Consider the following 26588-nt stretch of genomic DNA (forward strand, 5'->3'; position numbering starts at 1 on the left):
CGGCCGTCCGCGTACCCTTGCGCGGATGAACGCCACCGACCGCACCCCTGCCGACCTGCTCAGTTCCGCGCTCGCCACGGACCCCGCACGACCGCTGGTGACCTTCTACGACGACGCCACGGGCGAGCGCGTCGAACTGTCCGTGGCCACCTTCGCCAATTGGGTGACCAAGACCGCCAACCTCCTCCAGGGCGACCTGGCCGCCGGACCCGGCGACCGGGTGGCGCTGCTGCTGCCCGCGCACTGGCAGACGGCCGTGTGGGTGCTGGCGTGTGCGTCGGTGGGGGTGGTTGCCGATGTCGGCGGGGATGCGGCTGCCGCCGATGTGGTGGTGAGTGGGCCGGAGTCGTTGGAGTCGGCGCGGGCCTGTCGGGGGGAGCGGGTTGCCCTTGCGTTGCGGCCGCTCGGGGGGCGGTTTCCGCAGCCGCCGGAGGGGTTTGTCGACTACGCGGTGGAGGTGCCGGGGCAGGGGGATCGCTTCGCGGCTTTTGCGGCGGTGGATCCTGGGGAGGTTGCGCTGGTCGTGGACGGGCGGGAGTTCAGTGGGGTGGAGGTTGTTGAGCGGGCGGTCGCGGATGCGGGGGAGCTCGGATTGAGCGGGGGTGGGGTGCGGGTGTTGTCCGGGCTGTCGTATGACACGTGGGAGGGGTTGAGTGTGGGGTTGTTCGGGCCGCTCGCGAGTGGGGGGTCGGTGGTGTTGTGTCGGCATCTTGAGCGGCTTGGGGAGGATGCGGTGGCGGCTCGGGTTGAGAGTGAGCGGGTGTCTGTGGTGCGCCGCTGAGAGTGGGGGGCCTTGGCGGGCAGTTGTGCGGGTGCGGGTTCGTCGTGGCTTGTCGCGCAGTTCCCCGCGCCCCTAAAAGCTTGCAGTCGCCCGCGTCCCAGAAAGCGCGCGTCAGCTGCGCCCCCGGAAGCCCGCGGCGCCCGCTCCCCCGGAAGCCCGCGGCGCCCGCGCCCTCGTAAGCCTGCGGTGCCCTCGCGCCCCTAAAAGCTTGCAGTCACCGCCGTCGCAGAAAGCCTGCCTCACCCGAACGGCGTAGTAACAGGGCGCCCCCGTGCTTCCCCCGGGGCATGGTCGTATGGCCGGGATGTTCGTACGCCGTGAGGGGTGGAGCGGGCACGTGGAAAGGCTTAGGCGGGCGTTGTGGTGGGGGCGGCGGCGGTGGGTGCGGTATGGGGGGATCGCCGTTGCGGTGCTGGTCGCCGGGGCCGTGGGGGGTGGGTGGGTGCTGTACATGAAGCTGGACGGGAACATCACGCCCGACGAGGCGGCGGCCCGGGAGCTTGCGCGGTACGAGAAGGAAAGGCCCACCTCGCTCGTCAAGGACGCGCAGAACATCCTGGTGATCGGTTCGGACTCGCGCTCCGGGGACGGCAACGCCCGCTACGGGCGCGACTCGGGCACCGAGCGGTCCGACACGACGATCCTGCTGCACCTGTCCAAGGGCCGGCACACCGCCACCGCGATGTCCCTTCCCCGTGACCTCATGGTGGACGTGCCCTCCTGTCTGCGCCCCGACGGCACCCGCTCCGAGCCGACGTTCGCGATGTTCAACTACGCCTTCCAGATGGGCGGTTCGGCCTGCACCATCCGGACCGTGGAGAAGCTCACCGACATCCGGATCGACCACCACATGGTCATCGACTTCCACGGCTTCAAGGAGATGGTCGACGCCGTCGACGGCGTACGGGTCTGCCTGAAGAAGCCGATCGACGACAAGGCCGCCAAGCTGAAGCTGCCCGCGGGCCGGGTCACGCTCAACGGCGAGCAGGCGCTCGGCTACGTCCGCGCCCGCAAGTCCCTCGGCAACGGCAGCGACACCGACCGGATGGAGCGCCAGCAGCGATTTCTCGGGGCGCTCGTCAACAAGGTGCAGAGCAATGACGTACTGCTGAATCCCGTGAAGCTCTATCCGGTGCTGGACGCCGCCACGTCGTCCCTCACCACCGACCCGGATCTGGCGAGTCTGCGCGGTTTGTACGAACTCGTGCGCGGTCTGCGCGACATCCCCGCCGAACGCGTGCAATTCCTGACCGTTCCGCGGGAGTCGTACGTCTACAACGCCAATCGCGACCAGCTGGAGGAGCCCGAGGCGCGGAAGCTCTTCGAACGGCTGCGCAGGGACACGCCGTTGACGGTCGCGAGGGAAGCACCCGGGGAATCCGCCGCAAAGAGTCGCAATTCGACCACGAAGAGCGAGGGGAACAACGGCGAAAAGCGGTCTGACCGGTCCGGGACGTCCGTTTCGCCCGCCCCCACGTTCAGCGGGAACACCGCCGCCGAGGACGCCTGCGCGTAAAGCGAACACCAAGGCGACGAACAGTCGCCGCAAGAAAGTCCCGTGAAATGGGCGGATTGCCCAGTTGTAGGGACGTGGAATTTGTCACCGTCGTCGCTTGACGCCGAACTGGGCGGATAGTGTGAGCGATCCGGTGCACTTATCGCGTGGTCCTTCCCGGGGTCGTGCACTGCGAGACCAGACCGAGCGCCTTGGAGGGGGAAGGCGCCGCGTGGCCAAACGGAGGATTCGGACAACCGTGGACTCGCAAAGCCGTGGGCGGGCGGACGACATCGACCCCGCAGACCAGTGGGTGCTCAATCCGAACACCGGCGAATACGAACTGCGACTGACTCCTTCCGCACCGCGATCGGCGGTTCCCGGCCCGCGCAGAGCAGCCCCCCGTGACGCGGGCGGCGCGACCCGCAACCGGTCGGCGGCACCGCAGGCCCCGGGCCGCGACGTACCGCCGCAACGGCGGCGCCGCGCACCCGAGGAGCCGTTGCCGGGCCGGCGCGGCCGACGCCCGGCGAAGAAGAAGTCGAAGGCGAAGAAGGCCCTGATGTGGACGGGCGGCAGCATGGCGTTCGTGCTGCTCGCCGTCGCCGGTGGTGCCTACCTCTACATCAAGCACCTCAACGACAACATCACGTCCGTCTCCGACGACGGCGCGAGCACCGGTGGCTTCAGCAAGGGCAAGGCGATCAACATCCTGCTGATCGGCACCGACAAGCGCACCGGTGAGGGCAACACGAAGTACGGCGACTCCGGCAGTGTCGGCCACGCGGACACCACGATCCTGCTGCATGTCTCCAAGGACCGTTCGAACGCGACCGCGTTGAGCATCCCGCGCGACCTGATCACCGACATCCCGGACTGCCCGACCCAGCAGGACGACGGCAGCGAGAAGGTCATCGCGGGCACCAGCGGCGTACGGTTCAACACCAGCCTGGGCCAGGACGACCGCACGCCCAGCTGCACCGCGCGCACGGTCACGGAGTTGACCGGCATCAAGCCGGACAACTTCATGGTCGCCGACTTCAACGCGGTCAAGACGCTGACCACGGCGGTCGGCGGCGTCGACGTATGTCTCGGCAAGGACATCAACGACCCTGACTCGCACCTGAATCTGAAGAAGGGCATGCGGCACATCGAGGGCGAGACGGCCCTCGCCTTCGTGCGCACCCGGCACGCGGTCGGCTTCGGCGGCGACCTGAGCCGGATCGCGCTGCAGCAGCAGTTCCTCAGCGCGCTGATGCGCAAGCTGAAGTCGAACGACACGCTCACCAACCCCGCGAAGATGGTGAAGGTGGCTGAGGCGGGCACCAAGGCGCTGACCGTCGACTCCAACCTCGACAGCATCGGCAAGCTGAAGGACCTCGGTCTGGAGCTCGGCAAGCTCAACCCGAAGAACCTGACGTTCACCACCGTGCCGGTGATCGACAACCCGGCCGAGAAGGTCAAGGCGACCGTCGTCCTCAACGAGTCGAAGGCCCCGGAGGTCTTCCAGGCCATCAAGAACGACGTCTCCTTCACCGCGGTCAAGCAGGAGAAGAAGAAGGAGGCGGACGCCGCGGCGGCCCGTCTCAAGGGCACCAAGTCGGCCGCGTCGGACGTGCGCGTACGGATCCTGAACGGCGGCGCCGCAGCGGGCAGCGCCCAGGCGGAGCTGGAGTACCTGCAGAACGAGGCGGGCGTCACCAAGTCCGAGAACGCCGGCAACGCGGAGGCGGAGCTCAGCAGGACGACGCTCGAGTACGCCCCCGACCAGGCCGACCAGGCGCGCCGGCTGGCCGACATCATGGGTCTGTCCGGCTCGGCGCTGAAGCCCGGCAAGAGCGTCACCAACGCGCAGGGCCTGCCGACGATGACGCTGACCCTGGGCAAGGACTTCGAGACCGCCGGGGAACCCCTCACCGCACCGTCCAAGGCACCGGACGTCGACAAGTCCACGGCGGACAAGGTGGAGTGCGCCAAGTGACCTGAGGGGCCTGTCGTGCGTCTAACAGGACGCAGGGCAGGCCCATTTGGCGGCGCAAGGGTGGGGAGGACGGGGGATGTCTCAGAGCGATGTGCGCAAAAGGGCGCCACGACCGGACGACGTTCGGCGCGCTTCCGGCGGCGGGGGCACGCCGCAGACCGGGGACGCGGGCAACGGCGGGCACCGCCGCCGGGGACCGCGGCGCAAACACCGGGTGCTGCGATGGTCCGCGACCACGCTCGCGGTCCTGATACTCGGTACGGCCGGCGCCGGATACCTCTACTACCAGCACCTGAACGGCAATCTGCAGAAGGGCGAGCGCAGCAGCGGCGACTCCAAGGCGCAGAAGTCGCAGCCGAACGCCGACGGGCAGACGCCGATGAACATCCTGCTCATCGGCTCGGACAGCCGTGCTTCCGACGAGAACGTGAAGCTGGGCGGCAGCAAGGACACCCGCGACAACCCGCCGCTCGGCGACGTGCAGATGCTCATCCACCTCTCCGCCGACCGCAAGAGCGCAGCGATGGTCAGCATCCCGCGCGACACCCGGGTCGACATCCCCGAGTGCAAGGACCCCGAGACCGGACGGGTCTACCCGGCAGTCAACGACATCATCAACACGTCGCTGGCCCGCGGCGGAGCCGGCTGCACGCTGGCCACCTGGGAGAACCTCACCGGGGTCTACATCGACCACTGGATGACGATCGACTTCGCGGGTGTGGTGCGGATGGCGGACGCCATCGGGGGCGTCGAGGTCTGTGTGAAGCAGAACGTGTGGGACCACCCGACGGCAGCCGTCCCCGGCGGCTCGGGGCTGAAGATGACGGCGGGAACCAAGAAGGTCAAGGGCAAGCAGGCGCTGCAGTGGCTGCGCACCCGGCACGCCTGGGGCAGTGACCCGATGCGGGCCCGCGCGCAGCACATGTATCTGAACTCGATGATCCGCACGCTGAAGAAGCAGAACGTCTTCACCGACACGGGCCGGCTGACCGATCTGGCGGAGGCGGCCACGAAGTCCCTGAAGGTCTCCGAGGAGATCGGCACCGTGAAGAAGCTGTACGACCTGGGGATGCAGCTCAAATCGGTGCCGACGGACCGCATCACCTCGCTGACCATGCCGAACGTGGAGGACCCCAAGGACCCCAACCACCTGGTGCCGGACGGCGCGGGAGCGGCGAAGGTGTGGCAGATGCTCCGCGACGACGAGCCCTTCGACGACAAGGGCAAGGAGTCGGGCGGGAAGAAGAAGCCGAAGCAGGCGGCGACGAAGGCCCCTTCGACACCGGACGACAGGATCGGCGTCCTGGTGCAGAACGCCACCGGGACCTCGACCCTCGCCCCGGTCCCCGGGCGCGCGGGCGCCATCGCCGCGGAACTCGCGCAGAAGGGGTTCGCCAGAGCGTCGAAGGACACGACGGCGGGGCTCGTCGAGGACCGTACCGTCGTGCGCTACCCGAGCGCCGAACTGGAGGGTGACGCCCAGCGCATCGCCAAGTCGCTGGGGATTCCGCTGAGTTCGGTGCAGAAGTCGACGGACGTCTCCGGGGTCACACTCGTCGTGGGCGCCGACTGGCGTACGGGCACGACGTATCCGAAGCAGTCCGGCGCCGACTCCGACGCCCTGCCCGGCAGCGCCGACGCGATCAACGGCTCGGACAGCGGTCAGTGCATGGACGTGTACGCGCCCTACCGCTGGTAGCGGCCCGGGGGCGTGGGCCTCGGCGGCATCCGCTGCGCCGGGGCCCACAGCAAACTCCCAACTGGCTGCACAATGATGAGGTGCGCTCACGTCCGACGGACACCAGGGGCGCCGCCCTCTCGCTCACTCCGTTTGGGGAAACGGGTGTCCGGGAGGCTGAACCGTCCACGGCCGTTGCCGGGACACAGGGGTGGGAGGTCAGCAGGTGGGGCGGAGCTGTGTGCGCGGGGAGGTGCCCGCGGTCGAGGACACGATGTCCCTCACACCGCAGGGCCAGGGAGGAAAGGGCGACGGCGCCGAGCCGCTGCAGGAGGCCGGGCGGCGACCGCAAACGGCGCAGACGGCGCGTGCTGCGCTGGTCGGCGATCGTTCTGGCGGTGGTGATACTCGGCACGGCGGGGGCCGGCTATCTCTACTACCAGCACCTCAACGCCAACATAAAGAAGGACGACCTCAACATCGGCGACGAGAAGGACCGCGCCGCCGAGTCGAAGGCCAACGCGGCCGGGCAGACCCCGCTGAACATCCTGCTGATCGGCTCCGACGCCCGGGACTCCGAGGAGAACCAGAAGCTCGGCGGAGCCAAGGACACCTTCAACACCGCGCCGCGCGCCGACGTCCAGATGCTGCTGCACCTCTCGGCGGACCGCAGCAACATGTCGGTCGTGAGCATGCCCCGCGACACCCTCGTCGACATCCCGAAGTGCACCGACCCCGACACCGGCAAGGTCTACGGGGCGCTCACCTCGACGATCACCAACGACTCCCTCGGCCGCGGCGGACCGGGCTGCACGGTGGCGACCTGGGAGAAGCTGACCGACATCCACATCGACCACTTCATGATGATCGACTTCGCGGGCGTGGTGTCCATGGCGGACGCCATCGGCGGCGTACCGGTCTGCGTGGACGCCAACATCTACTCCAAGTCCTCCGACGGCCACGGCTCCGGTCTGAAGCTGAAGGAGGGCACGACGTACGTCAAAGGCGTCCAGGCCCTGCAGTGGCTGCGTACGCGCTACGGCTTCGAGGACAACACGGACATCGCCCGGGCCAAGGCGCAGCACCAGTACATGAACGCCATGGTGCGCCAGCTGCGGGAGAACGCCACGCTCGGCAACCCGGGCAAGCTGCGCCGGCTCGCGGAGACGGCCACCAGCGCGCTGACCGTCGACGAGGGCCTCGGCAGCGTGGCGAAGCTGTACGACCTGAGCAAGGAGCTGAAGAAGGTCCCCACCAAGCGCATCACCATGACGACGATGCCCTGGCAGTACTCCTCGTCCAGCAGCGGCCGGGTCGTGCCGAAGCCGGGTGACGCGGACAAGCTGTTCCGGCTGGTGCGCGACGACATCGCGCTGGACGGCAAGGACAAGAAGAAGTCCGCGGACACGCCTGCCTCCGCGGACCCGGCCGCCGCGGACGACCGGATCGCCGTACAGGTGCAGAACGGCACCGGGTCGAGTACCCGGGCCGCGCTGACCGGACGGGCGCACGCGGTCGCCGAACTGCTCGTCGGCAAGGGGTTCACCGAGGCGGTGGCCGACTCCTCGGTGAACTCCGGCGTGGAGAAGACGGTGATCCGCTATCCGAGCGCAGATTTGGAGGGCGATGCGCAGCGGGTGGCCAAGGCGCTCGGCGTTCCGCTGTCCTCGGTGAAGAAGTCGACGGACGTCAGCGGGGTCACGCTGGTCGTCGGGGCGGACTGGCGCTCAGGCACCACGTACACGGCCCCGGCGGAGGACGACAAGACGCCGTCGTCCGCGCAGGTCATCAACGGCTCCGACAAGAAGCAGTGCATGCACGTCAACCCGAACTACACCTGGTAGTCCGGGTCAACGGGCGGCCCCCGGTGCTCAGTTGGAGGCGAGCACCGCGGGGCGCCGGGAGGCGATGACCTTCTTCGCGAGGGACCTGGGGCTGGTCAAAAAGCCCCAGCCCCACGACATGTGCATGGTCGCGAGCGCCACGGGGATCTGCAGCCGCGCCTTCAGCGGCAGCCCCTTGCCCGCCGGGACGGAGCCGAGGACGATCGCCGCGAGATAGCCGCCGGGGATCACGAGGCCCCAGGGCGTGAGGGCCGCGCCGACCACGATGCCGACGGCGATCGCCAGCAGGGCCGTCGGCGGGGCGAGGTAGCGCAGGTTGATGGAGCCCTCGTGGAAGCGGGCGACGACGTGCCGCCAGCGGCCGTAGTCCTTGTACTGCTTGGCCAGCGCGCGCATGCTCGGCCGCGGGCGGTAGGACACCTTCAGCTCCGGCGAGAACCAGATCAGGCCGCCGGCCTCGCGGATGCGGAAGTTCAGCTCCCAGTCCTGGGCGCGGATGAACTCCTCGTTGTAGCCGCCCTGTTGCTCCAGTGCCTCGCGCCGGAACACCCCGAGGTAGACGGTCTCGGCCTCGCAGGCGGCGCCGCCGGTGTGGAAGACGGCGTTGCCGACCCCGATCTTCGAGGTCATGGCGGCGGCGACCGCGTGCTCCCAGTCGTTCTCGCCCTCGGCGTGCATGATGCCGCCGACGTTCTGCGCGCCGGTCTCGTCCAGGAGGCGTACGGCGGTGGCGATGTAGTTGGGCGAGAGCATGCCGTGGCCGTCGACGCGGACGACGATCGGGTGGCGCGAGGCCTTGATCGCGGCGTTGAGGGCGGCGGGCGTACGGCCCGTCGGGTTGGGGACGGTGTGGACGCGCGGGTCTTCGGCGACGAGCTCGGCGGCGATCTCGTCCGTGCGGTCCGTGGACGGACCGAGGGCGATCACGACCTCCATCTCGCCGGCGTACTCCTGCGCGAGGATCGCTTGGACGGCTCCGCGCAGATGCCGCTCCTCGTTGAGGACCGGCATGATCACAGACACGGCGGGGAGTCGCACGTCGGGGTTGGCGTTCATCGCCCGTTACGTTACCGCGAATGGGGGACACCGTTGCGCCCCGCCGGGGCGGTGGCCCGGGCTACAGATCGTATGGGCCTACGGTGCTCACGATCCCACGTACGGCCGTCGCCCGGAGGTGTCCCCCTTGCCCACGCAGCCTCGGTCCGCCGCGCCCGCTCCCCCGCAGCGCCGCCCCCGGCCCGCCGGCCCCCCGCACCCGCGCGGGCCGCGTCCGCCGGTGCGGCGGAAGAAGCCGCGCTGGGCCATGCGCGCGGCCACGACCCTCTCCGTGGTCGTCCTCGCCTCCGCCGGGATCGGGCACGCGGTGGTCAGCAGTCTCGACGCGGGCATCGCACGTGTCGATCCCTTCAAGGACATGAAGAACCGCCCGCAGGCCGGGCACGGCATGAACGTGCTGCTGGTCGGCACGGACGGGCGCGACCGGATCACCCCGCAGGAGCGCCGGCGCTACCACCTGGGCGGGGCCCCCTGCCACTGCACCGACACGATCATGATCGTGCACATCTCGGAGGACCGGGAACGGGCGAGCGTGGTGAGCCTGCCGCGCGACTCGCTCGCGATGACGCCCGCGCGCACCGACGAACGGACCGGCAAGCAGATCCCCGGGCACGCCATCAAGATCAACGCGGCGTACGCGGAGGGGGGTCCGAACCTCACGGTGCGGACCGTCGAGGACATGACCCATGTGAAGATCGACCACTATCTGGAGGTCGACTTCACCAGCTTCATGCGGACCGTGGACGTGCTCGGCGGGGTGCAGATCTGCACCGCCGCGCCGCTGAAGGACTCGTACACCGGACTCGACCTGCCGGCCGGAACGCACAAGCTCACCGGCGGCCAGGCGCTGCAGTACGTCCGCGCCCGGCATGTCGACGGGGCGTCCGACCTCGGCCGGATGAAGCGTCAGCAGCGCTTCCTCGCGGCGCTCGTGGAGCGGGCCACGTCCTCCGGGATCCTGCTGAACCCGATGAAGTTCCGGGACGTGACGCGGGCGGTGCTGGGGTCGGTGCGCGCCGACAAGGGCTTCGGCACCGACGAGCTGCTCGATCTCGGCCGCGCGATGCGCAACTTCTCCCCCGCGTCCTCCGAGTTCACGACCGTGCCCATCGGGCAGATGGGGTACGTCGTCAAGGGCCTCGGCGAGACGCTGAAGTGGGACACCGCCAAGGCCGACCGGCTCTTCAGGTCACTGCGCGACGACAAGCCGCTGACCGTGCACGAGGCGCGGCCCGCCACCGTGCCGGTCGAGGTGGCCCCGCAGCAGATCCGCGTCCAGGTGGAGAACGGCACGGCCGCCGAGGGACTCGGCAAGCGCGCGGACGCGGCACTGGCAGGAGCAGGCTTCCGGACGACCGGCACGCCTGCCAACGCCGACGACCGCACGGTGAAACGGACGGTCGTCGCCTACGACCCCGGCTGGGACCGCTCCGCAAAGTCCCTGGCAGCCGCCCTGCCCGGCAGCGAACTACGCCCGGTCAAGGGCCTCGGCCCACAGCTCAAGGTCATCGTCGGCACCGACTTCAAGGGAGTACAGAAGGTACACGCCGAAAACACGGACCTCGGGGCACCCAGGGTGGTGACGGGAGACCAGGTGGCGTGCTCGTGAGGCACGACCGTCCGCACCCGCCACCGGCGGCGCCGTGCTCAGTCGTCCAAGCCCTCCGCCACGCGTCGTTCGCGTAGTTCCATGATTGCTCGGCGGCGGGCCAGGCGGTGGGTGCGGCGGATTTGGGCCTCCTGGTAGCGGCGTCGGTCCTTTTCCGTTTCGGGGAGGACCGGGGGGACCGGGCGGGGCTTGCCGTCGGCGTCGACGGCGGCGAAGACCAGGTACGCGGAGCCGACCTGGGTGGGCGGGGTCGACTCGTTCCAGCGTTCGGCGAGGACCCGTACACCGACCTCCATGGAGGTCCGGCCCGTCCAGTTGACCTGGGCCTTCACATGGACGAGGTCCCCGACGCGGACCGGCTCCAGGAACGCCATCTCGTCCATGGAGGCGGTCACGGCGGGCCCCCCGCTGTGCCGCCCGGCCACCGCGCCCGCCGCGTCGTCCACCAGCTTCATGATCACGCCGCCGTGCACCGTGCCCAGAAGATTCGTGTCGGCGTGGGTCATGATGTGGCTCAGCGTGGTCCGGGATGCCGAGGTGGGCTTGCCCGGGATCTCCGGAGTGTCCGCTTCCACGGCGGGGGCCTGGTGTGTCATGGCCTCCACCTTATGCCGAGGTGACATCTGCGGACTTTGTGTTGGGTTCGCAACAGCCGTGACCTGATTTTCCGACGACCCTTGTAAAGGGCACCGCAGCTACCTGCACACTGGGGCCCATGAACGATTGGCCCGAGGCATGGTCCGACGACAACCGCAACCGGTACGGACGCGGCAGCGCGAGCGCGCACCCCGAGGGTGCCCGCGCGATGCGGCAGGTCCGCCGGCCCGCCTCGGGTGCCTACGGCGGCCCCGGCCGGTCCGCGCCGCCGTACGGCGGTGTCCCCCAGCAGCCCACCTACGTCGACGGCCAGGGACACGGCGGCTACGACGACGGCTATGACAGCGGCTACAACACGGGCCAGGTCTACGGCGGCTCCGGCGGCCCGGGCGGCCCCGGCGGCCAGGACATGCGGCCGCGGCCGAACTGGCGGCGCCGTATCAAGTGGACCGCGATCACCCTGGTCACGGTGCTGGTCGTGACGTCGGTCGCCACCTACTTCTGGGCCGACTCCAAGCTGAACCGCGACGTCGACCTGTCCAAGGTCATCGACCGCCCGGCGACCGGCGACGGCACGAACTACCTGATCGTCGGCTCCGACAGCCGCGAAGGACTGTCCGCGGAGGACAAGAAGAAGCTGCACACCGGCTCCGCCGAGGGCAAGCGCACGGACTCGATGATGATCCTGCACGTCGGCGACAACGGCGACACCCTGATCTCGCTGCCGCGCGACTCGAATGTGACGATCCCCTCCTACAAGGGCTCGACCTCCGGCAAGACCTACCCGGCCACGGGCCGCCAGACGAAGCTGAACGCCGCGTACGCCGAGGACGGCCCGACCCTCCTGGTCCGCACGATCGAGGCCAACATGGGCCTGCACATCGACCACTACGTCGAGATCGGCTTCGCCGGCTTCGCGAACATCGTGGACGCGGTCGGCGGCGTGACCATCGACATCGACAAGGGCTTCAAGGACAAGTACTCGGGCGCCGACTTCAAGGCCGGCAAGCAGAAGCTCAACGGCGACCAGGCCCTCGCCTTCGTCCGCACCCGGCACGCCTTCGCCCAGTCCGACCTGCAGCGCACCAAGAACCAGCAGAAGTTCCTGTCCGCGCTGGCACACCAGGTGGCGACCCCGTCGACGGTCCTCAACCCCTTCAAGCTCTACCCCACGCTGGGCGCGGGCCTGGACTCCCTGATCGTCGACAAGGACATGAGCCTGTGGGACCTGGCCTCGATGTTCTGGGCGATGAAGGGCGTCAGCGGCGGTGACGGTGTCTCGATGAACATGCCGATCTCCGGCTCCACCGGCGGCAACCTCGTCTGGGACAAGGCCAAGGTCAAGACGCTGGTGAACGAACTGAACAACGACCAGAAGGTCACGGTCTCGAGTGAGTGACGGCAGCAACGGCCGCAGACCGCCCTACGGGGCGGTTCTGTGCGATGTGGACAATGTGATCCGGACCTTCGACTCCTCCCGCCTCCAGGCGCTGGAGCGCGTCGCGGGGATCGCCGAGGGCACCACGCAGAAGGTGGCGTTCGCCCAGGAAACGGTCGAGCCGCTGCTGCTCGGCGAGATCACCTCGCAGGAGTGGGCGGAGGCCATCGCGGAGGGCCTCGCGGGTCTGGTGGCGGAACAGCAGGTGGCGTACGACCTGGCTCTCGCCCTGATCGAATCGCCCTTCCACGCCGACGAGGAGGTCGTGGCCCTGCTGCGCCGCGCCCGCGTCCGGGTGCCGCTGGTCCTCGTCTCCAACGCGGCCCTGGAGCTGGAGTCCGACCTCGACTCCATGGGTCTGAGCGACCTCGCCGACCATGTCGTCAACAGTGCCCGCGTGGGTCTCGCCAAGCCGGACCCGCGCATCTACCGGCTGGCGGCGGAGCTCGCGGGCACCCCGCCCGAGCGCTGTCTGTTCGTCGACGACGGCGAGGACAACGTCGAGGCGGCGGCCGCCCTGGGCATGCGCGCCGTGCACTTCCGCGAACCGGCGGACCTGGAACGGGCGTTGGCGCCGCTGTTCGCCTGAACGCCGGTCCGCGGAGCCGAGTTGTTCCGTGCTCACATGGTCGCGCCCGCCATCGCCCGGCAGGTCTCGGCCGAGCGGCGACACGCCTCGGCACAGCGCATCATCTGCGGATCGTCCGGCATGGACATACACGCCTCGGCGCACATGTCACACGCCTTGGCGCACAGCCCGCACATCTCGGCCGACATGGGCGAGCGGCGCATCATCATGTCCGAGCACATCCGGGTCGTCTCGGAGCAGTCGATCAGCGCGCGCATGATCTGCATCTGCGCCTGGCCGCCCATGCTCTGCATGCAGGAGCTCATGGTCTCCTCGCACATGCTGTGGCTCGTCATGCAGGCCGCGACGCAGTCCTGCATCTCCTTGCTCATGGCGCTCATGGGTCCGGTCTGGGTCATGGCTCCTCCAAGGAGGAAGAGGGCCCGGGGTGGGCCCCGTGCCCTTCCGTCCTACGCCCGCCCGGGACCGGACGCCATCGGGCGGACACGAACAATCCCCTACGAATTGCCCGCGCCCGCCACGAGGCCGCGGGTTACGGCAGGTTGCGCGCCATGACGATGCGCTGGACCTGGTTGGTGCCCTCGTAGATCTGCGTGATCTTGGCGTCGCGCATCATGCGCTCCACCGGGTAGTCACGGGTGTAGCCGTAGCCGCCGAGGAGTTGGACGGCGTCCGTGGTGACCTCCATCGCGACGTCCGAGGCGAAGCACTTGGCGGCGGCGCCCTGGAAGGTGAGGTCCTTGTCGCCGCGCTCGGAGGCGGCAGCGGCCTGGTAGGTCAGGGCGCGGGCGGCCGAGATCTTCATGGCCATGTCGGCGAGCATGAACTGGATGCCCTGGAAGTCGGCGATCGGCTTGCCGAACTGCTTGCGCTCCTGGACGTAGCCCTTGGCGTAGTCGAGGGCGCCCTGGGCGACGCCGAGGGCCTGGGCGGCGATGGTGATGCGGGTGTGGTCCAGGGTCTGCATCGCGGTGGCGAAGCCCGTGCCCTCCTCGCCGATCATGCGGTCGGCCGGGATGCGGACGTTGTCGAGGTAGACCTCGCGGGTCGGGGAGCCCTTGATGCCGAGCTTCTTCTCCGGGGCACCGAAGGAGACGCCCTCGTCGGACTTCTCGACGACGAAGGCCGAGATGCCCTTGGAGCGCTTGGTGGGGTCGGTCACGGCCATGACCGTGTAGTACTCGCTGACGCCGGCGTTGGTGATCCAGCGCTTGACGCCGTTGAGGACCCAGGAGTCGCCGTCGCGGACCGCGCGCGTCTTCATGCCGGCCGCGTCGGAGCCGGCGTCCGGCTCGGACAGGCAGTAGGAGAACATGCCCTCGCCCTTGGCGAGCGGGGTCATGTACTTCTTCTTCAGCTCCTCGGAGCCGGAGAGGATGACGGGCAGCGAGCCCAGCTTGTTCACGGCCGGGATCAGGGAGGAGGAGACGCACACGCGCGCCACCTCCTCGATCACGATCACGGTGGCCAGCGCGTCCGCGCCCGCCCCGCCGAACGCCTCGGGGACGTGCACGGCGTGCAGGTCGCCCGCGACGAGGGCGTCGAGCGCCTCCTGCGGGAAGCGGGCCTCCTCGTCCACCGCGGCGGCGTACGGCGCGATCTTCGCCTCGGCCAGTGAACGGATCGCGTCGCGGAGCATGTCGTGCTCCTCGGACGGGCGGTACAGGTCGAAGTCAGCCGATCCGGCCAAGGTCTCTCACGCTCCAAGGACGCTTGATGACGAACGGTGGTGATAACGCTAATTACCGTTAAGTAACTCAAATTTTAGGGGGCGGCTCACGTCAGTGATACGTGAGCTTGGCGACAGCGGGAAATGTGCCCACCGAAGGGCCGCGGCACGCCCCGGATATGCTCGGGCACCGCAGCGAACGCCGTACCCCCAATGGAGCATCCATGAGCCTCAAGATCACCGTGATCGGCACCGGCTATCTCGGCGCCACCCACGCCGCGGCCATGGCCGAGCTGGGCTTCGAGGTGCTCGCCCTGGACGTCGTGCGGGAGAAGATCGAGAAGCTCCAGCGGGCCGAGGCGCCGATGTTCGAGCCGGGCCTGGAGGAGCTGCTGCGCAAGCACGTGGCCGGGTTCGAGGGCTCCAGCGGGCGGCTGCGCTTCACCCAGGACTGGGCGGAGGTCGGCGCCTTCGGCGATGTGCACTTCGTGTGCGTGAACACCCCGCAGAAGCACGGCGAGTACGCCTGCGACATGTCCTACGTCGACGCCGCGATCGCCTCGCTCGCCCCGCATCTGACCGGCCCCGCGCTGGTCGTCGGCAAGTCCACCGTGCCGGTCGGCTCCGCGGACCGGCTCGCCGCCTATCTCGCCGGGCACGCGCCGGCCGGGCAGGACGCCGAGCTGGCCTGGAACCCGGAGTTCCTGCGCGAGGGCTTCGCCGTGGACGACACCCTGCACCCCGACCGGATCGTGGTCGGCGTGCGCAGCGAGCGGGCGGAGAAGCTGCTGCGCGAGGTGTACGCGACGCCGGTGTCCGAGGGGACGCCGTTCGTCGTCACCGACTTCCCGACCGCCGAGCTGGTGAAGACCTCCGCGAACTCCTTCCTCGCCACCAAGATCTCCTTCATCAACGCCATGGCCGAGATGTGCGAGGCCTCCGGCGGCGACGTCGCCAAGCTCGCCGAGGCGATCGGGTACGACGACCGGATCGGCAGGAAGTTCCTGCGGGCCGGCATCGGCTTCGGCGGCGGCTGTCTGCCCAAGGACATCCGGGCGTTCATGGCGCGCGCCGGTGAGCTCGGGGCCGACCAGGCGCTGACCTTCCTGCGCGAGATCGACTCGATCAACATGCGCCAGCGCGGCCAGATGGTGGAGCTGGCCCGGGAGGCGCTCGGCGGCGGTTCCTTCCTGGGCAAGCGGGTCGCGGTGCTCGGTGCCACCTTCAAGCCGGACTCGGACGACGTACGCGACTCCCCGGCGCTGAACGTCGCCGGGCAGATCCACCTCCAGGGCGGCCAGGTGACCGTCTACGACCCCAAGGGCATGGAGAACGCCAGCCGAGTCTTCCCGACGCTCGGCTACGCGCAGAGCGCGACGGAGGCGGTGCGCGGCGCCGATGTCGTACTGCATCTGACGGAGTGGCGGGAGTTCCGGGAGCTGGACCCGGCGGAGCTGGGCGCGGTCGCGGCGACCCGGCTGATCCTGGACGGGCGCAACGCGCTCGACCCCCAGCTGTGGCGCAAGGCCGGGTGGACGTACCGGGCGATGGGCCGCCCGACGGCCTGATCCCCGTCGTACACCCGACGGCCTGATCCTCACGTACGGGACGACGCCGGTTCGGCCGAGGCTCAGTCGGCCGAACCGGCGTCTCGTTGCATTCTGCACCACCCGCCTGTGAGGCCGCGGGGGAACTACTTCGCGCGGTAGCGGCGCATCTTCTCGCGCGCCCCGCACACCTGCATCGAGCACCAGCGGCCGCGGCCCGCCGGGCTGCGGTCGTAGTACGCCCAGTGGCAGGTGACGGCCTCGCAGGCCTTGAGGCGGGCCCAGGTGCCCTCGACCAGGGCGCCGGCGACGGCGGCCGCGACGCGGGAGAGCAGGGGGCCGTGGTCCGCGGGGGCGAGGGCGGCCGTGCCGTCGCGTTGGTCGACCGTCACCACCAGCGGTGCCCGCGCGAGCAGCTCGCCCAGCGGGGTCACCGCGCGGTGCGGCGGGTGGCCGGCATGGGCGAGCAGCGCCGCGCGCAGCGACTCGCGCAGCTCGCGGGCCTGCTCCAGCTCGTCCGGAGCGAGTCCGAAGGGCGCCCGGCCCTCCGCCGTGTCCAGCGCGTCGGCGCCCGTCTCCACGTCCAGCGTGTTCACCAGCGACTCGACGAGGGCCAGACCGCCGGGTGCGGCGGATCTCTCACTCATGCTTGCGACGTTACCTCCAATGCGCCAGTATGCAGTAACCGTTACCGGTTACCGACTTCTATGGGTAACCGCACTCGAGGAGGAAGTCATGGCTCTCGCCAAACTGGGCGCCGTCGTCCTGGACTGTCCCGACCCGGGCGCGCTGGCCGGGTTCTACGCCGGGATCCTGGGCGGCACCGTCGAGACGGAGGACGGGTGGGCGGACCTCACCACCCCCGACGGCCGCGCGCTGGCCTTCCAGGCCGCCCCCGGCCATGTGGCGCCGGAGTGGCCCGCCCCGGACCGCTCGCAGCAGTTCCATCTGGACCTGACCGTCGACGACCTGGACGCGGCCGAGGAAGGCGTCCTCGCCCTCGGCGCGAAACCCCTGGACACCGACGACCGCTCACGCACCTTCCGCGTGTACGCCGACCCGGCTGGGCACCCGTTCTGCCTCTGCGCCTGCTGACGCGATCCAGGAGGACACCATGCCCGTCGCCCGCTTCCGCTCCGTCGTGATCGACTGCCCCGATCCGCTCGCGCTCGCCGGGTTCTACGCCGCGGTCGGCGGCGGCACCCCTCAGGCGGAGGACGACGACTGGGTCGTGCTCCGCGTCCCGGACGGGCCGCGGCCGGCCTTCCAGCGGGCGGAGGGCTTCACCCCGCCCGAGTGGCCCCGCCCGGACCGCTCGCAGCAGTTCCACGTCGACTTCGACGCCGGCTCCACCTGGCAGGAGATCGACGCGGCGCACGAGAAGGTGCTGGCGCTGGGCGCCCGCCCGCTGGACCTGGAGGACCGCGAGAAGAAGGACTTCCAGGTCTACGCCGACCCGGCCGGCCACCCGTTCTGCCTGTGCCGGATCGAGGAACCGTAGGCAGGGGCCGGGGCCGCCTCAGCCGTCCAGGTCGGCGATGTTCGCCGTCGACGGCCGGCGGCGTTGCTGGGCCGCGCGGGCGGTGAAGTCGGCGCCGCGCAGGACGCGTTGGACATTGCCCCAGGTGAGCAGGGCGATGTGGGACTCGGTCCAGCCGCGGTGCAGCAGTTCGGCGATGAGGTGCGGATAGCGGGAGGCGTCGGCGAGGTCCTGGGGGTGGGCGGTGCCGGCGTCGAAGGTGCCGGACAGGCCGACGCACTCCGGTCCCGCCACCTCGCGCACATGGTCGAGATGGTCGGCGACCGCCCGCACGGACGGCCCCGTCTGCTCCGGGGTGAGCGGCACCATGCACAGGCCCTTGGCGGCGCCGAGTCCGGCGAGCAGGTCGTCGGGGAGGTTGGCCGGGTGGGGGCGCAGGGCGCGGGCTGCGGAGCGGGTGAACAGCACCGGAGCCCGGGAGACCGCGAGGACGCGGGCGACGGTGTCCGTGGAGGCGCCGGAGAGGTCGGCGAGGACACCGAGCCGGTTCATCTCGCGCACCACCTCCTCGCCGAACCGGGTGAGCCCCGTCTCGCCCGCCCAGGACACCCCGGACAGCGTCAGGACCCGCAGGCCGAGCGAGTGCAGGGCGCGCAGCACACCGAGGGAGTCGTCGAGGGCGGCGGCCTGGGCGGGGCCGAGCAGGACGGCGATGCGGCCGCAGTGCCGGGCGTCGGTGGCCTGCCCCGCCGTGCACACCAGCCGCAGGCCGTCGGGGTGCGCCCCCACGACGCTCTTGACCAGGTCCAGCTGCTCCAGGGTCGCGCCGACGGCACGGTCCCGCACGATGCCCTCCGGCAGGTGCAGCGACCAGAACAGCGCACCGACGTGGCCCGCGCGCAGCCGCGGCACGTCCGTGTCGACGGAGCTCTCGCCGAGCTCCAGGTCGTACCAGTGCAGATGCCTCAGGGCCCACGGCAGTCCGCTGTAGCCGTCGGCCACGGGGTGGGCCGTGAGGATGGCGCGGGCGCGCTCCAGCTGGGTGCCGTCCGGATCGGAGACCGGTGCGCGGGGCTCGTCCTCGAAGAGGTCGGGCACCGCGTCGAGTCCACCGGTGGTGTGCAGTTCGTCCTGGAGGTCTGCCATGGCGCGCTCCGTACCTCGTGTTCTTCCCCAGGGGGGTACGGCTCACCGTCGCACGGCGGCGCGGGGGCTTCCTGGTGGGTGCGGCGTTCGGGCGTACGCCGCACCTCTCAGGACTTCCGGGCCGCCCGGCTCAGCCCTCGCGGCCGTCCAGCGACTCGATCGTGGCGTTGGACACCGGGCGGGTCGCCTGCAGCTCGCGTGCCACGTCCTCGGCCGCGCCCAGCACCCGTACCGAGTTCTGCCAGGTCACCTTGGCCAGGTCGGCCTTCGACCAGCCGCGGTCCAGCAGTTCGGCGATGAGGTTGGGATAGCCGGAGACGTCGCCGAGGCCGTCGGGGGTGAAGGCCGTGCCGTCGTAGTCGCCGCCGATGCCGAGGTGGTCGACGCCGGCGACCTCGCGCATGTGGTCCAGGTGGTCGGCGACCGTCGCGACCGTGGCGACCGGGCGCGGGGTGCGCTCCTCGAAGGCGCGGTGGAGCTTCATCGCCTCCTCGCTGGTGTCCAGGTGGTGGAAGCCGTGCGCGCGCAGGTTCTCGTCGGCCGCGGCCGTCCAGTCCACGGCGGCCTGCAGCACGAACTTCGGCACGAACGTCACCATCGCGACGCCGCCGTTGCCGGGGAGGCGCTCCAGGACGTCGTCCGGGATGTTGCGGGGGTGGTCGCACACGGCGCGCGCCGAGGAGTGGGAGAAGATCACCGGCGCGGACGTGGCGTCGAGCGCGTCGCGCATCGTCGTCGCCGCCACGTGCGAGAGGTCGACGAGCATGCCGAGCCGGTTCATCTCCCGCACGACCTCGCGCCCGAACGCGGACAGCCCGCCGACGTTCGGCTCGTCGGTCGCCGAGTCCGCCCAGGGGTTGTTGTCGTTGTGGGTGAGCGTCATGTAGCGCACGCCCAGCTCGTACAGCCCGCGCAGGGTGCCGAGCGAGCAGTTGATGGAGTGGCCGCCCTCGGCCCCCATGAGCGAGGCGATACGGCCGTCCTGCCGGGCCCGCTCCATGTCGGCGGCGGTCAGCGCGGGCGCCAGGTCCGCCGGATGACGCGCCAGCAACTGCCGTACGCAGTCGATCTGTTCGAGCGTCGCCGGCACCGCGTCCGGCAGGTCCGAGCGGACGTACACCGACCAGTACTGCGCACCGACGCCGCCCTCACGCAGCCGCGGGATGTCGGTGTGCAGATGGGCGTTCTGGTGCTGGGCGATGTCCCGGGCGTCGAGGTCGTAGCCGGTCTTGCGCAGCGCCCAGGGCAGGTCGTTGTGCCCGTCGACGACCGGGAACTCGCGCAGCAGCGAGCGGGCCTCCTCCAGCGAGGTCATCCGCGTCACTTCCCCGAGCCGAAGCCGAAGCCGCCCGAGCCCTCGACCTTGGACCGCAGGCGCTTGCCCTTCTCGGTGGCCTGGTCGTTCAGCTCCTGCTGGAACTCGCGCATGCGGGCCAGCAGGTCCTCGTCGTGGGCGGCGAGGATACGGGCCGCGAGCAGTCCGGCGTTGCGGGCGCCGGCGACGGAGACGGTCGCGACGGGGACGCCGGCCGGCATCTGCACGATCGACAGGAGGGAGTCCATGCCGTCCAGGTACTTCAGCGGCACGGGCACGCCGATCACCGGCAGCGGGGTCACGGAGGCCAGCATGCCCGGGAGGTGGGCCGCGCCGCCCGCACCCGCGATGATCACCTTCAGTCCGCGCTCGGCGGCCTGCTCGCCGTAGGAGATCATCTCGCGCGGCATGCGGTGCGCGGAGACGACGTCCACCTCGTAGTCGATCTCGAACTCGTCGAGGGCCTGGGCGGCGGCCTCCATGACGGGCCAGTCGGAGTCCGACCCCATGACGATGCCTACAACAGGGCTCATTCTGTGATGGTGCCTCTCAGGTAGCCGGCTGCGTGACGGGCGCGCTCCAGCACGTCGTCCAGGTCCTCGCCGTAAGTGTTGACGTGGCCCACCTTGCGGCCCGGCTTCACGTCCTTGCCGTACATGTGGATCTTCAGCTGGGGGTCGCGCGCCATGCAGTGCAGATACGCGGAGTACATGTCCGGGTAGTCGCCGCCGAGGACGTTGACCATGACCGTCCACCTCGCGCGCGGGCGGGGGTCGCCGAGGGGCAGGTCGAGGACCGCGCGGACGTGGTTGGCGAACTGGCTGGTGATCGCGCCGTCCTGGCTCCAGTGGCCGCTGTTGTGCGGGCGCATCGCCAGTTCGTTGACGAGGATGCGTCCGTCGCGGGTCTCGAACAGCTCGACGGCGAGATGACCGACGACGCCCAGCTCCTTGGCGATGGTCAGGGCCATCTCCTCGGCCCGCAGCGCCAGGGACTCGTCCAGGCCGGGGGCCGGTGCGATCACGGTGTCGCAGACGCCGTTGACCTGCCGGGACTCGACGACCGGGTAGGCGACGGCCTGGCCGTGCGGGGAGCGGACCACGTTGGCGGCGAGTTCGCGGACGTAGTCGACCTTCTCCTCGGCGAGGACGGGCACGCCCGCCCGGAACGGGTCGGCGGCCTCCTCGGCGGAGTCGACGACCCACACGCCCTTGCCGTCGTAGCCGCCGCGGACGGTCTTGAGGACCACGGGGAACCCGTCGCCCTCGGCCGCGAAGGCGGCCACGTCGGCCGGGTCGCTCACGATCCGGTGCCGTGGGCACGGGATGCCGAGCGCGTCGAGCCGCGCGCGCATCACGCCCTTGTCCTGGGCGTGCACCAGCGCGTCAGGGCCGGGGCGCACGGGGATGCCGTCCGCCTCCAGGGCCCGCAGGTGCTCGGTGGGCACATGCTCGTGGTCGAAGGTGATCACGTCACAGCCCCTCGCGAACGCGCGCAGCGTGTCGAGGTCGCGGTAGTCGCCCACGACGACATCGCCGACGACCTGCGCCGCGGAATCCTGAGGGGTGTCACTGAGGAGCTTGAACTGGATGCCCAGCGGGATGCCTGCTTCGTGTGTCATACGAGCGAGCTGGCCCCCGCCGACCATGCCGACTACCGGGAACGTCACGCACCCAGGGTATCGGCCGCGCCGGCGCCACCCGTTTCCGGCCGTTTGCCGCAGCTCTTACCGGGTTCTATCCGGACGTTTGCCACTCTTCCCGTGTTCTTTGCGACCTGTTTCCGACCCGTGAGCGCATCCACAGGAGTTTATGAAGGGTGGTGGTTAGCATGGCTGAGTTGACGCGAACGACCACGCACCTACCGGACGGGGGCCTTCAGGACCATGGAACAGGGTTCCTCAGGGCTGCGAAGGCTCGCACATGAGATCGCCAAGTTCGGTGCGGTGGGTGCGCTCGGCACGGTGGTGAACTTCGGCGTCTCCAACATGCTGTGGCATCTGACCAGCCTGCAGGCGGTGCGGGCCAATGTGATCGCCACCGTCGTCGCCATCTGCGTCAACTATCTGGGCTTTCGCTACTTCACCTACCGGGACCGCGACAAGAGCGCGCGGACCAGGGAACTCTCGCTGTTCCTGGCGTTCAGCGCCGTCGGCCTGGTGATCGAGAACGGCGTGCTGTACGCCGCGATCTACGGCTTCGGCTGGGACAGCTCGCTGCAGCGCAACATCTTCAAGGTCGTCGGCATCGGGCTCGGCACGCTGTTCCGGTTCTGGTCCTACCGCTCCTGGGTGTTCCGTGCGCTGCCCGCCCGTGAGGCGCTCCCGGACGCGGAATCGTTCCTGGAGGAGGCCGAGGTGCAGACCGAGGTCACGACCGGGACCAAGACCGGGGCCAAGAACGTGGTCGAGCAGCCGAAGGCGAAGCAGCGGGTCAGCTGAGGCCGCACGCGCCTGTCCCTTCGCGGCCCGGCGTCACCTGACCGTCGGCTCGTCGTCCGTCTGCGACCGCTTCAGCGGCGGTGTGCGGGACAGGAACAGGCCGAAGACGGGCGGCTGCGTCTGCAGCATCTCCAGCCGTCCGCCGTCCGCCTCCGCGAGGTCGCGCGCCACGGCCAGCCCGATGCCCGTCGAGTTGCGGCCGCTGATGGTGCGCTCGAAGATCCGCGCGCCCAGGTCGGCCGGGACACCGGACCCCTCGTCGGTCACCTCGACGACCGCCTGGTTGCCGGTCACGCGGGTGCGCAGCGCGACCGTGCCCCCGCCGTGCATCAGGGAGTTCTCGATCAGCGCGGCCAGCACCTGGGCGACCGCGCCCGGCGTGCCGACCGCCTGCAGATGCCGCTTGCCGGAGCTCACGATCGCCCGGCCCGCGCTGCGGTAGGCGGGGCGCCACTCGGCGAGCTGCTGCTGGATGACCTCGTCGAGGTCGAAGGTGACGGCGTTGCCGGCCCGGGGGTCGCGGGAGTTGGTGAGCAGCCGCTCCACCACGTCCGTCAGCCGCTCGACCTGGGTGAGCGCGACATTGGCCTCCTCCTTCACCGTGTCCGGGTCGTCGGTGAGGGTGATCTCCTCGAGCCGCATCGACAGCGCGGTCAGCGGGGTGCGCAGCTGGTGGGAGGCGTCGGCGGCCAGCCGCCGCTCGGCGGTGAGCATCCGGGCGATGCGTTCGGCGGAGCCGTCCAGGACGTCCGCGACGCGGTCCAGCTCCGGGACGCCGTAGCGCTTGTGGCGGGGGCGCGGGTCGCCGGAGCCGAGGCGTTCGGCGGTCTCGGCGAGGTCGGTGAGCGGTGAGGCGAGCCGGTTGGCCTGGCGGATCGCCAGCACCACGGCGGCCACCACGGCGAGCAGCGCGACCAGGCCGATGATCAGCAGGGTGCGGCCGACCTCGCGGCTCACGGTCGAGTGCGGCTCCTCGACGGTGACCTGCTCGCCCTCCTCGCCCGTGGCCCGGCCGCGGATGACCTCGCCCTCGGGTTTGGTGCCGACCTCGATGACCGGCTGTCCCGGGACCCGGATCACGGCGTAGCGATCACCGGTGACCTGCCTTTCGAGGACGTCGGCGCTGACGGCGCCCGCGCCGATGAGCCGGCTGTCCACGATGCTGGCCAGCCGCTGCGCCTCGGAGCTCACCCGCTCCTGGGCGCTGTTGCTGATCGTGCGTGTCTCGACGATGACGAGGGACACGCCGAAGACAGCGATCACGACGAGCACCACGGCGAGCGTGGACTGGATCAGGCGGCGGCGCATGTCCTCAGTACCTGGGTCGGCCTACGGGTGGTGGCTCAGCTCTTCTCGAACCGGAAGCCGACGCCACGCACGGTGGCGATGTACCGGGGGTTCGCCGCGTCGTCGCCGAGCTTCTTGCGCAGCCAGGAGATGTGCATGTCGAGCGTCTTGGTCGACGACCACCAGGTGGTGTCCCAGACCTCGCGCATCAGCTGGTCCCGGGTGACGACCCGGCCGGCGTCCCGCACCAGGACCCGCAACAGGTCGAACTCCTTGGCGGTCAACTGGAGTTCCTCGTCGCCCATCCATGCGCGGTGCGACTCCACGTCGATGCGCACGCCGTGCGTCGCGGGCGGCTGCGCGGGCTCGGCGGCACCGCGCCGCAGCAGGGCCCGGACGCGGGCGAGGAGTTCGGCGAGCCGGAACGGCTTGGTGACGTAGTCGTCGGCTCCGGCGTCGAGGCCGACGACGGTGTCCACCTCGTCGGCCCGCGCGGTCAGGATGAGGATCGGCACGGCGTGCCCCTCGGCGCGCAGCCGGCGGGCCACCTCGAGGCCGTCCATGCCGGGCAGGCCGAGATCGAGCACGACCAGATCGACGCCGCCCTGCATTCCGGCGTCGAGCGCGGTGGGTCCGTCCTCGCGCACCTCGACCTCGTAACCTTCCCTGCGCAGAGCGCGGGCCAGCGGCTCCGAGATGGACGCGTCGTCCTCGGCGAGCAGTACACGGGTCATGAGGTGATGGTAGTCCGCTCCCGACAGGTGCTGGGGTGTGATCGGTGCGCGTGATTCTTACCTTTGACGGCGGCGGGGCGAACCTGTGTCTATGGGGTGCGATCCTGGTAGAGACCTTGGAAACCGCGTGCCGGGTTCCGCGTTCACCTGTGATCCGCGTCTCAGGTCCTTCCATATCCGGCAGTGTCCTGCCGTATGGTGACTGCACGCCTGTAGCACTGCGGGGACCTTTGGCGACCACTTGACGCTGAAGGTCTCTTTTGTGTGCGGTAAACCCCCACCAGCAAGGAACGACCCATGGCGTCCAGCTTGACGAAGGACTCGGTCCGCCCGGGCACCCCCGGCTCCGAGAAGACCTTCTTCGGCCACCCCCGCGGCCTGGCCACCCTCTTCATGACCGAGATGTGGGAGCGGTTCTCCTACTACGGCATGAAGGCCCTGCTCACCGTCTATCTGCTGTCCGGCGGCGTCGACGCCGGCAAGGGCAGCATGGGCGGCGGTCTGGCCATGGACGTGGCCACCACCACGGTGATCGTGTCCGTCTACTCGGCCATGGTGTATCTGCTCGCCATGCCGGGCGGCTGGCTCGGCGACCGCGTCTGGGGCCCCCGCAAGACGGTGGCCATCGCGGCCGTCACGATCATGGCGGGTCACCTCACGCTGGCGCTGCCCGGCGGTCAGGCACCGTTCTTCGCGGGTCTGGCGCTGGTCGCGGCCGGTTCCGGTCTGCTCAAGGCCAACATCTCCACGATGGTGGGCCACCTCTACGACGGCCCGGACGACCCGCGCCGCGACGGTGGCTTCACGATCTTCTACATGGGCATCAACGTCGGTGCCTTCTTCGCCCCGCTGGCCATCGGCACCGTCGGCCAGAAGGTCAGCTGGCACCTCGGCTTCGGCATGGCCGCGGTCGGCATGGCGATCGGTCTGGCCGCGTTCCTGCTCGGCACCCGCAATCTGAGCCCGCAGTCCAGCGTCGTCCCGAAGCCGCTGGCGGCCGAGGAGCGCGCGTCCTGGCTGCGCAAGGGCCTGCTCTGGGTGATCGCGGCTACGGTCTTCTACGGCGTCGTCGGCTTCACCGGTCACTTCACGCTGAACTGGGCGATGATCCCGCTCACCGTCATCGGTCTGGTCATCCCGGCGGGTGTGCTGCTGCGCATCAAGCGGGACAAGGAGCTGACGTCCACCGAGCAGTCGAAAATGACCGGCTACATCTGGTTCTTCGTCGCGGCCGCCGTGTTCTGGATGATCTACGACCAGGGCGCGTCCACCGTCCAGGCCTTCGGTGAGGGCAAGGCGTCGACGTCCCTGCTCGGCTTCGACTTCCCGACCTCCTGGTACCAGTCGCTGAACCCGCTGTTCATCATGGCGCTGGCCCCGGTCTTCGCCTGGGTGTGGGTCTGGCTGAACCGCAAGGACAAGGAGCCCAGCACCATCGTGAAGTTCTCGATGGGCCTGGTGCTGATCGGCGTCTCGTTCTTCTTCTTCCTGATCCCGCTCGCCATGGCGGCGAACGGCACCGCGGTCAGCCCGATGTGGCTGGTGGGCATCTACTTCATCCAGACCGTCGGCGAGCTGTGCCTGTCGCCGGTCGGCCTCTCGGTGACGACCAAGATGGCTCCCGCCAAGTACGCCTCGCAGATGATGGGCGTGTGGTTCCTCGCGGTCACCGCGGGCGACTCCATCACGAGCCTGCTGTCCAACCCGGCGATCGCGGGGGTGGATCTCAGCGGGACCGCTGCCGTGTTCGGGGAGGCGGCTCTCGCGGCGCTTGCCGGGTTCGCGGTGTGGATGTACCGGCGCAAGGTGAAGTCTCTTATGGGGGACGTGCGCTGAGGTCTGCTTCATCGAAAGGGCCGCTGCACCACTAGGTGGGTGCGGCGGCCCTTTCGGCTGCGGATC

24 protein-coding genes are annotated in these 26588 nt (G+C 69.9%); 13 read left to right on the plus strand and 11 right to left on the minus strand.

What is annotated here, in order from left to right; translation table 11 throughout:
• Positions 1-25: 25 nt before the first annotated feature.
• The 5 genes from MQN93_RS14680 (at position 26) to MQN93_RS14700 (ending at position 7779) form a co-directional block, all read left to right on the plus strand.
• Positions 26-781, plus strand: a complete 756-nt coding sequence (locus tag MQN93_RS14680; protein WP_242709829.1) for a TIGR03089 family protein — start codon at positions 26-28, stop codon at positions 779-781.
• Between the two features lie 295 nt (positions 782-1076).
• Positions 1077-2297: an LCP family protein gene (locus tag MQN93_RS14685; RefSeq protein ID WP_443744612.1), complete on the plus strand. Its 1221-nt coding sequence runs from the start codon at positions 1077-1079 to the stop codon at positions 2295-2297.
• A gap of 238 nt (positions 2298-2535) precedes the next feature.
• Entirely contained in the window at positions 2536-4257 is a 1722-nt protein-coding gene (locus MQN93_RS14690) for an LCP family protein (protein WP_016436326.1), read from the plus strand.
• A 76-nt stretch (positions 4258-4333) separates the two neighbouring features.
• A complete protein-coding gene (locus MQN93_RS14695) occupies positions 4334-5956 on the plus strand; it encodes an LCP family protein (RefSeq protein ID WP_242709831.1) in 1623 nt (540 codons plus the stop codon).
• A 377-nt stretch (positions 5957-6333) separates the two neighbouring features.
• On the plus strand, positions 6334-7779 hold the full coding sequence (locus tag MQN93_RS14700) for an LCP family protein (RefSeq protein ID WP_372504359.1): 1446 nt from the start codon (positions 6334-6336) through the stop codon (positions 7777-7779).
• 27 nt (positions 7780-7806) lie between these two features.
• Here MQN93_RS14700 and MQN93_RS14705 read toward each other — a convergent pair whose 3' ends face one another.
• A complete protein-coding gene (locus MQN93_RS14705) occupies positions 7807-8835 on the minus strand; it encodes a glycosyltransferase family 2 protein (protein WP_242709833.1) in 1029 nt (342 codons plus the stop codon).
• A 127-nt stretch (positions 8836-8962) separates the two neighbouring features.
• Here MQN93_RS14705 and MQN93_RS14710 point away from each other — a divergent pair, with 127 nt between their 5' ends.
• Positions 8963-10444 (plus strand): LCP family protein, encoded by a 1482-nt coding sequence (locus tag MQN93_RS14710; protein WP_443744613.1) that lies wholly within the window; start codon positions 8963-8965, stop codon positions 10442-10444.
• 38 nt (positions 10445-10482) lie between these two features.
• Here the strand turns inward: MQN93_RS14710 and MQN93_RS14715 are convergent, their stop codons facing one another.
• Positions 10483-11040 (minus strand): acyl-CoA thioesterase, encoded by a 558-nt coding sequence (locus tag MQN93_RS14715; protein ID WP_242709834.1) that lies wholly within the window; start codon positions 11038-11040, stop codon positions 10483-10485.
• Between the two features lie 119 nt (positions 11041-11159).
• Here MQN93_RS14715 and MQN93_RS14720 point away from each other — a divergent pair, with 119 nt between their 5' ends.
• Both MQN93_RS14720 and MQN93_RS14725 read left to right on the plus strand, forming a co-directional pair.
• The gene (locus MQN93_RS14720; protein WP_016436332.1) at positions 11160-12440 is read left to right on the plus strand and encodes an LCP family protein; all 1281 of its coding nucleotides are present in this window, start codon (positions 11160-11162) and stop codon (positions 12438-12440) included.
• Positions 12433-13068 (plus strand): HAD family hydrolase, encoded by a 636-nt coding sequence (locus MQN93_RS14725; RefSeq protein ID WP_016436333.1) that lies wholly within the window; start codon positions 12433-12435, stop codon positions 13066-13068. Before MQN93_RS14720 ends, MQN93_RS14725 begins: the two co-directional genes overlap by 8 nt.
• Before the next feature lie 32 nt (positions 13069-13100).
• Here MQN93_RS14725 and MQN93_RS14730 read toward each other — a convergent pair whose 3' ends face one another.
• Both MQN93_RS14730 and MQN93_RS14735 read right to left on the minus strand, forming a co-directional pair.
• Complete coding sequence (locus MQN93_RS14730) at positions 13101-13466, minus strand: four-helix bundle copper-binding protein (RefSeq protein WP_242709835.1); 366 nt, start codon at positions 13464-13466, stop codon at positions 13101-13103.
• 134 nt (positions 13467-13600) lie between these two features.
• Positions 13601-14758, minus strand: coding sequence for an acyl-CoA dehydrogenase family protein (locus MQN93_RS14735; RefSeq protein ID WP_242709836.1), 1158 nt, complete (start codon positions 14756-14758; stop codon positions 13601-13603).
• Between the two features lie 203 nt (positions 14759-14961).
• Between MQN93_RS14735 and MQN93_RS14740 the strand changes: the two genes are divergently transcribed.
• Positions 14962-16305 (plus strand): UDP-glucose dehydrogenase family protein, encoded by a 1344-nt coding sequence (locus MQN93_RS14740; RefSeq protein WP_242709837.1) that lies wholly within the window; start codon positions 14962-14964, stop codon positions 16303-16305.
• Between the two features lie 125 nt (positions 16306-16430).
• Here MQN93_RS14740 and MQN93_RS14745 read toward each other — a convergent pair whose 3' ends face one another.
• Entirely contained in the window at positions 16431-16931 is a 501-nt protein-coding gene (locus tag MQN93_RS14745; protein ID WP_016436337.1) for a CGNR zinc finger domain-containing protein, read from the minus strand.
• Between the two features lie 88 nt (positions 16932-17019).
• Here MQN93_RS14745 and MQN93_RS14750 point away from each other — a divergent pair, with 88 nt between their 5' ends.
• Complete coding sequence (locus tag MQN93_RS14750) at positions 17020-17379, plus strand: VOC family protein (RefSeq protein ID WP_016436338.1); 360 nt, start codon at positions 17020-17022, stop codon at positions 17377-17379.
• Positions 17380-17398: 19 nt separating this feature from the next.
• On the plus strand, positions 17399-17785 hold the full coding sequence (locus MQN93_RS14755) for a VOC family protein (protein WP_016436339.1): 387 nt from the start codon (positions 17399-17401) through the stop codon (positions 17783-17785).
• An 18-nt stretch (positions 17786-17803) separates the two neighbouring features.
• Here MQN93_RS14755 and MQN93_RS14760 read toward each other — a convergent pair whose 3' ends face one another.
• From MQN93_RS14760 to MQN93_RS14775, 4 genes are all read right to left on the minus strand, one after another.
• Complete coding sequence (locus MQN93_RS14760; protein WP_016436340.1) at positions 17804-18910, minus strand: dipeptidase; 1107 nt, start codon at positions 18908-18910, stop codon at positions 17804-17806.
• 130 nt (positions 18911-19040) lie between these two features.
• Entirely contained in the window at positions 19041-20225 is a 1185-nt protein-coding gene (locus MQN93_RS14765) for a dipeptidase (protein ID WP_016436341.1), read from the minus strand.
• Between the two features lie 5 nt (positions 20226-20230).
• Positions 20231-20758 (minus strand): 5-(carboxyamino)imidazole ribonucleotide mutase, encoded by a 528-nt coding sequence (gene purE, locus MQN93_RS14770; protein WP_234024451.1) that lies wholly within the window; start codon positions 20756-20758, stop codon positions 20231-20233.
• Positions 20755-21894 carry a 5-(carboxyamino)imidazole ribonucleotide synthase gene (locus tag MQN93_RS14775; protein ID WP_242709838.1) on the minus strand — a complete coding sequence of 380 codons (1140 nt, stop codon included), beginning with the start codon at positions 21892-21894 and terminating at the stop codon, positions 20755-20757. The genes purE and MQN93_RS14775 overlap by 4 nt, the downstream gene beginning before the upstream one ends.
• A gap of 216 nt (positions 21895-22110) precedes the next feature.
• Between MQN93_RS14775 and MQN93_RS14780 the strand changes: the two genes are divergently transcribed.
• On the plus strand, positions 22111-22665 hold the full coding sequence (locus MQN93_RS14780) for a GtrA family protein (protein ID WP_242709839.1): 555 nt from the start codon (positions 22111-22113) through the stop codon (positions 22663-22665).
• Between the two features lie 33 nt (positions 22666-22698).
• Here MQN93_RS14780 and MQN93_RS14785 read toward each other — a convergent pair whose 3' ends face one another.
• Positions 22699-23973, minus strand: coding sequence for a sensor histidine kinase (locus tag MQN93_RS14785; protein WP_016436345.1), 1275 nt, complete (start codon positions 23971-23973; stop codon positions 22699-22701).
• Positions 23974-24008: 35 nt separating this feature from the next.
• Complete coding sequence (locus tag MQN93_RS14790; protein WP_016436346.1) at positions 24009-24686, minus strand: response regulator transcription factor; 678 nt, start codon at positions 24684-24686, stop codon at positions 24009-24011.
• A 297-nt stretch (positions 24687-24983) separates the two neighbouring features.
• On the opposite strand from MQN93_RS14790, the gene MQN93_RS14795 reads away from it, so the two are divergent.
• On the plus strand, positions 24984-26522 hold the full coding sequence (locus MQN93_RS14795; RefSeq protein WP_016436347.1) for a peptide MFS transporter: 1539 nt from the start codon (positions 24984-24986) through the stop codon (positions 26520-26522).
• Positions 26523-26588 lie beyond the last annotated feature (66 nt).

Origin of the sequence: Streptomyces spinosisporus (assembly GCF_022698145.1) — a bacterium.
GTDB lineage: Bacteria > Actinomycetota > Actinomycetes > Streptomycetales > Streptomycetaceae > Streptomyces > Streptomyces spinosisporus.

Excerpts from the sequence above, each read along its gene's own strand:
- MQN93_RS14745 (WP_016436337.1), bottom strand. The coding sequence starts at position 16,931 with ATGAGTGAGAGATCCGCCGCACCCGGCGGTCTGGCCCTCGTCGAGTCG.
- MQN93_RS14790 (WP_016436346.1), bottom strand. The coding sequence starts at position 24,686 with ATGACCCGTGTACTGCTCGCCGAGGACGACGCGTCCATCTCGGAGCCG.
- MQN93_RS14780 (WP_242709839.1), top strand. The coding sequence starts at position 22,111 with ATGGAACAGGGTTCCTCAGGGCTGCGAAGGCTCGCACATGAGATCGCC.
- MQN93_RS14740 (WP_242709837.1), top strand. The coding sequence starts at position 14,962 with ATGAGCCTCAAGATCACCGTGATCGGCACCGGCTATCTCGGCGCCACC.
- MQN93_RS14795 (WP_016436347.1), top strand. The coding sequence starts at position 24,984 with ATGGCGTCCAGCTTGACGAAGGACTCGGTCCGCCCGGGCACCCCCGGC.
- MQN93_RS14695 (WP_242709831.1), top strand. The coding sequence starts at position 4,334 with ATGTCTCAGAGCGATGTGCGCAAAAGGGCGCCACGACCGGACGACGTT.
- MQN93_RS14765 (WP_016436341.1), bottom strand. The coding sequence starts at position 20,225 with ATGACCTCGCTGGAGGAGGCCCGCTCGCTGCTGCGCGAGTTCCCGGTC.
- MQN93_RS14755 (WP_016436339.1), top strand. The coding sequence starts at position 17,399 with ATGCCCGTCGCCCGCTTCCGCTCCGTCGTGATCGACTGCCCCGATCCG.
- MQN93_RS14705 (WP_242709833.1), bottom strand. The coding sequence starts at position 8,835 with ATGAACGCCAACCCCGACGTGCGACTCCCCGCCGTGTCTGTGATCATG.
- MQN93_RS14685 (WP_443744612.1), top strand. The coding sequence starts at position 1,077 with ATGGCCGGGATGTTCGTACGCCGTGAGGGGTGGAGCGGGCACGTGGAA.
- MQN93_RS14730 (WP_242709835.1), bottom strand. The coding sequence starts at position 13,466 with ATGACCCAGACCGGACCCATGAGCGCCATGAGCAAGGAGATGCAGGAC.
- MQN93_RS14760 (WP_016436340.1), bottom strand. The coding sequence starts at position 18,910 with ATGGCAGACCTCCAGGACGAACTGCACACCACCGGTGGACTCGACGCG.
- MQN93_RS14785 (WP_016436345.1), bottom strand. The coding sequence starts at position 23,973 with ATGCGCCGCCGCCTGATCCAGTCCACGCTCGCCGTGGTGCTCGTCGTG.
- purE (WP_234024451.1), bottom strand. The coding sequence starts at position 20,758 with ATGAGCCCTGTTGTAGGCATCGTCATGGGGTCGGACTCCGACTGGCCC.
- MQN93_RS14715 (WP_242709834.1), bottom strand. The coding sequence starts at position 11,040 with ATGACACACCAGGCCCCCGCCGTGGAAGCGGACACTCCGGAGATCCCG.
- MQN93_RS14720 (WP_016436332.1), top strand. The coding sequence starts at position 11,160 with ATGAACGATTGGCCCGAGGCATGGTCCGACGACAACCGCAACCGGTAC.
- MQN93_RS14680 (WP_242709829.1), top strand. The coding sequence starts at position 26 with ATGAACGCCACCGACCGCACCCCTGCCGACCTGCTCAGTTCCGCGCTC.
- MQN93_RS14750 (WP_016436338.1), top strand. The coding sequence starts at position 17,020 with ATGGCTCTCGCCAAACTGGGCGCCGTCGTCCTGGACTGTCCCGACCCG.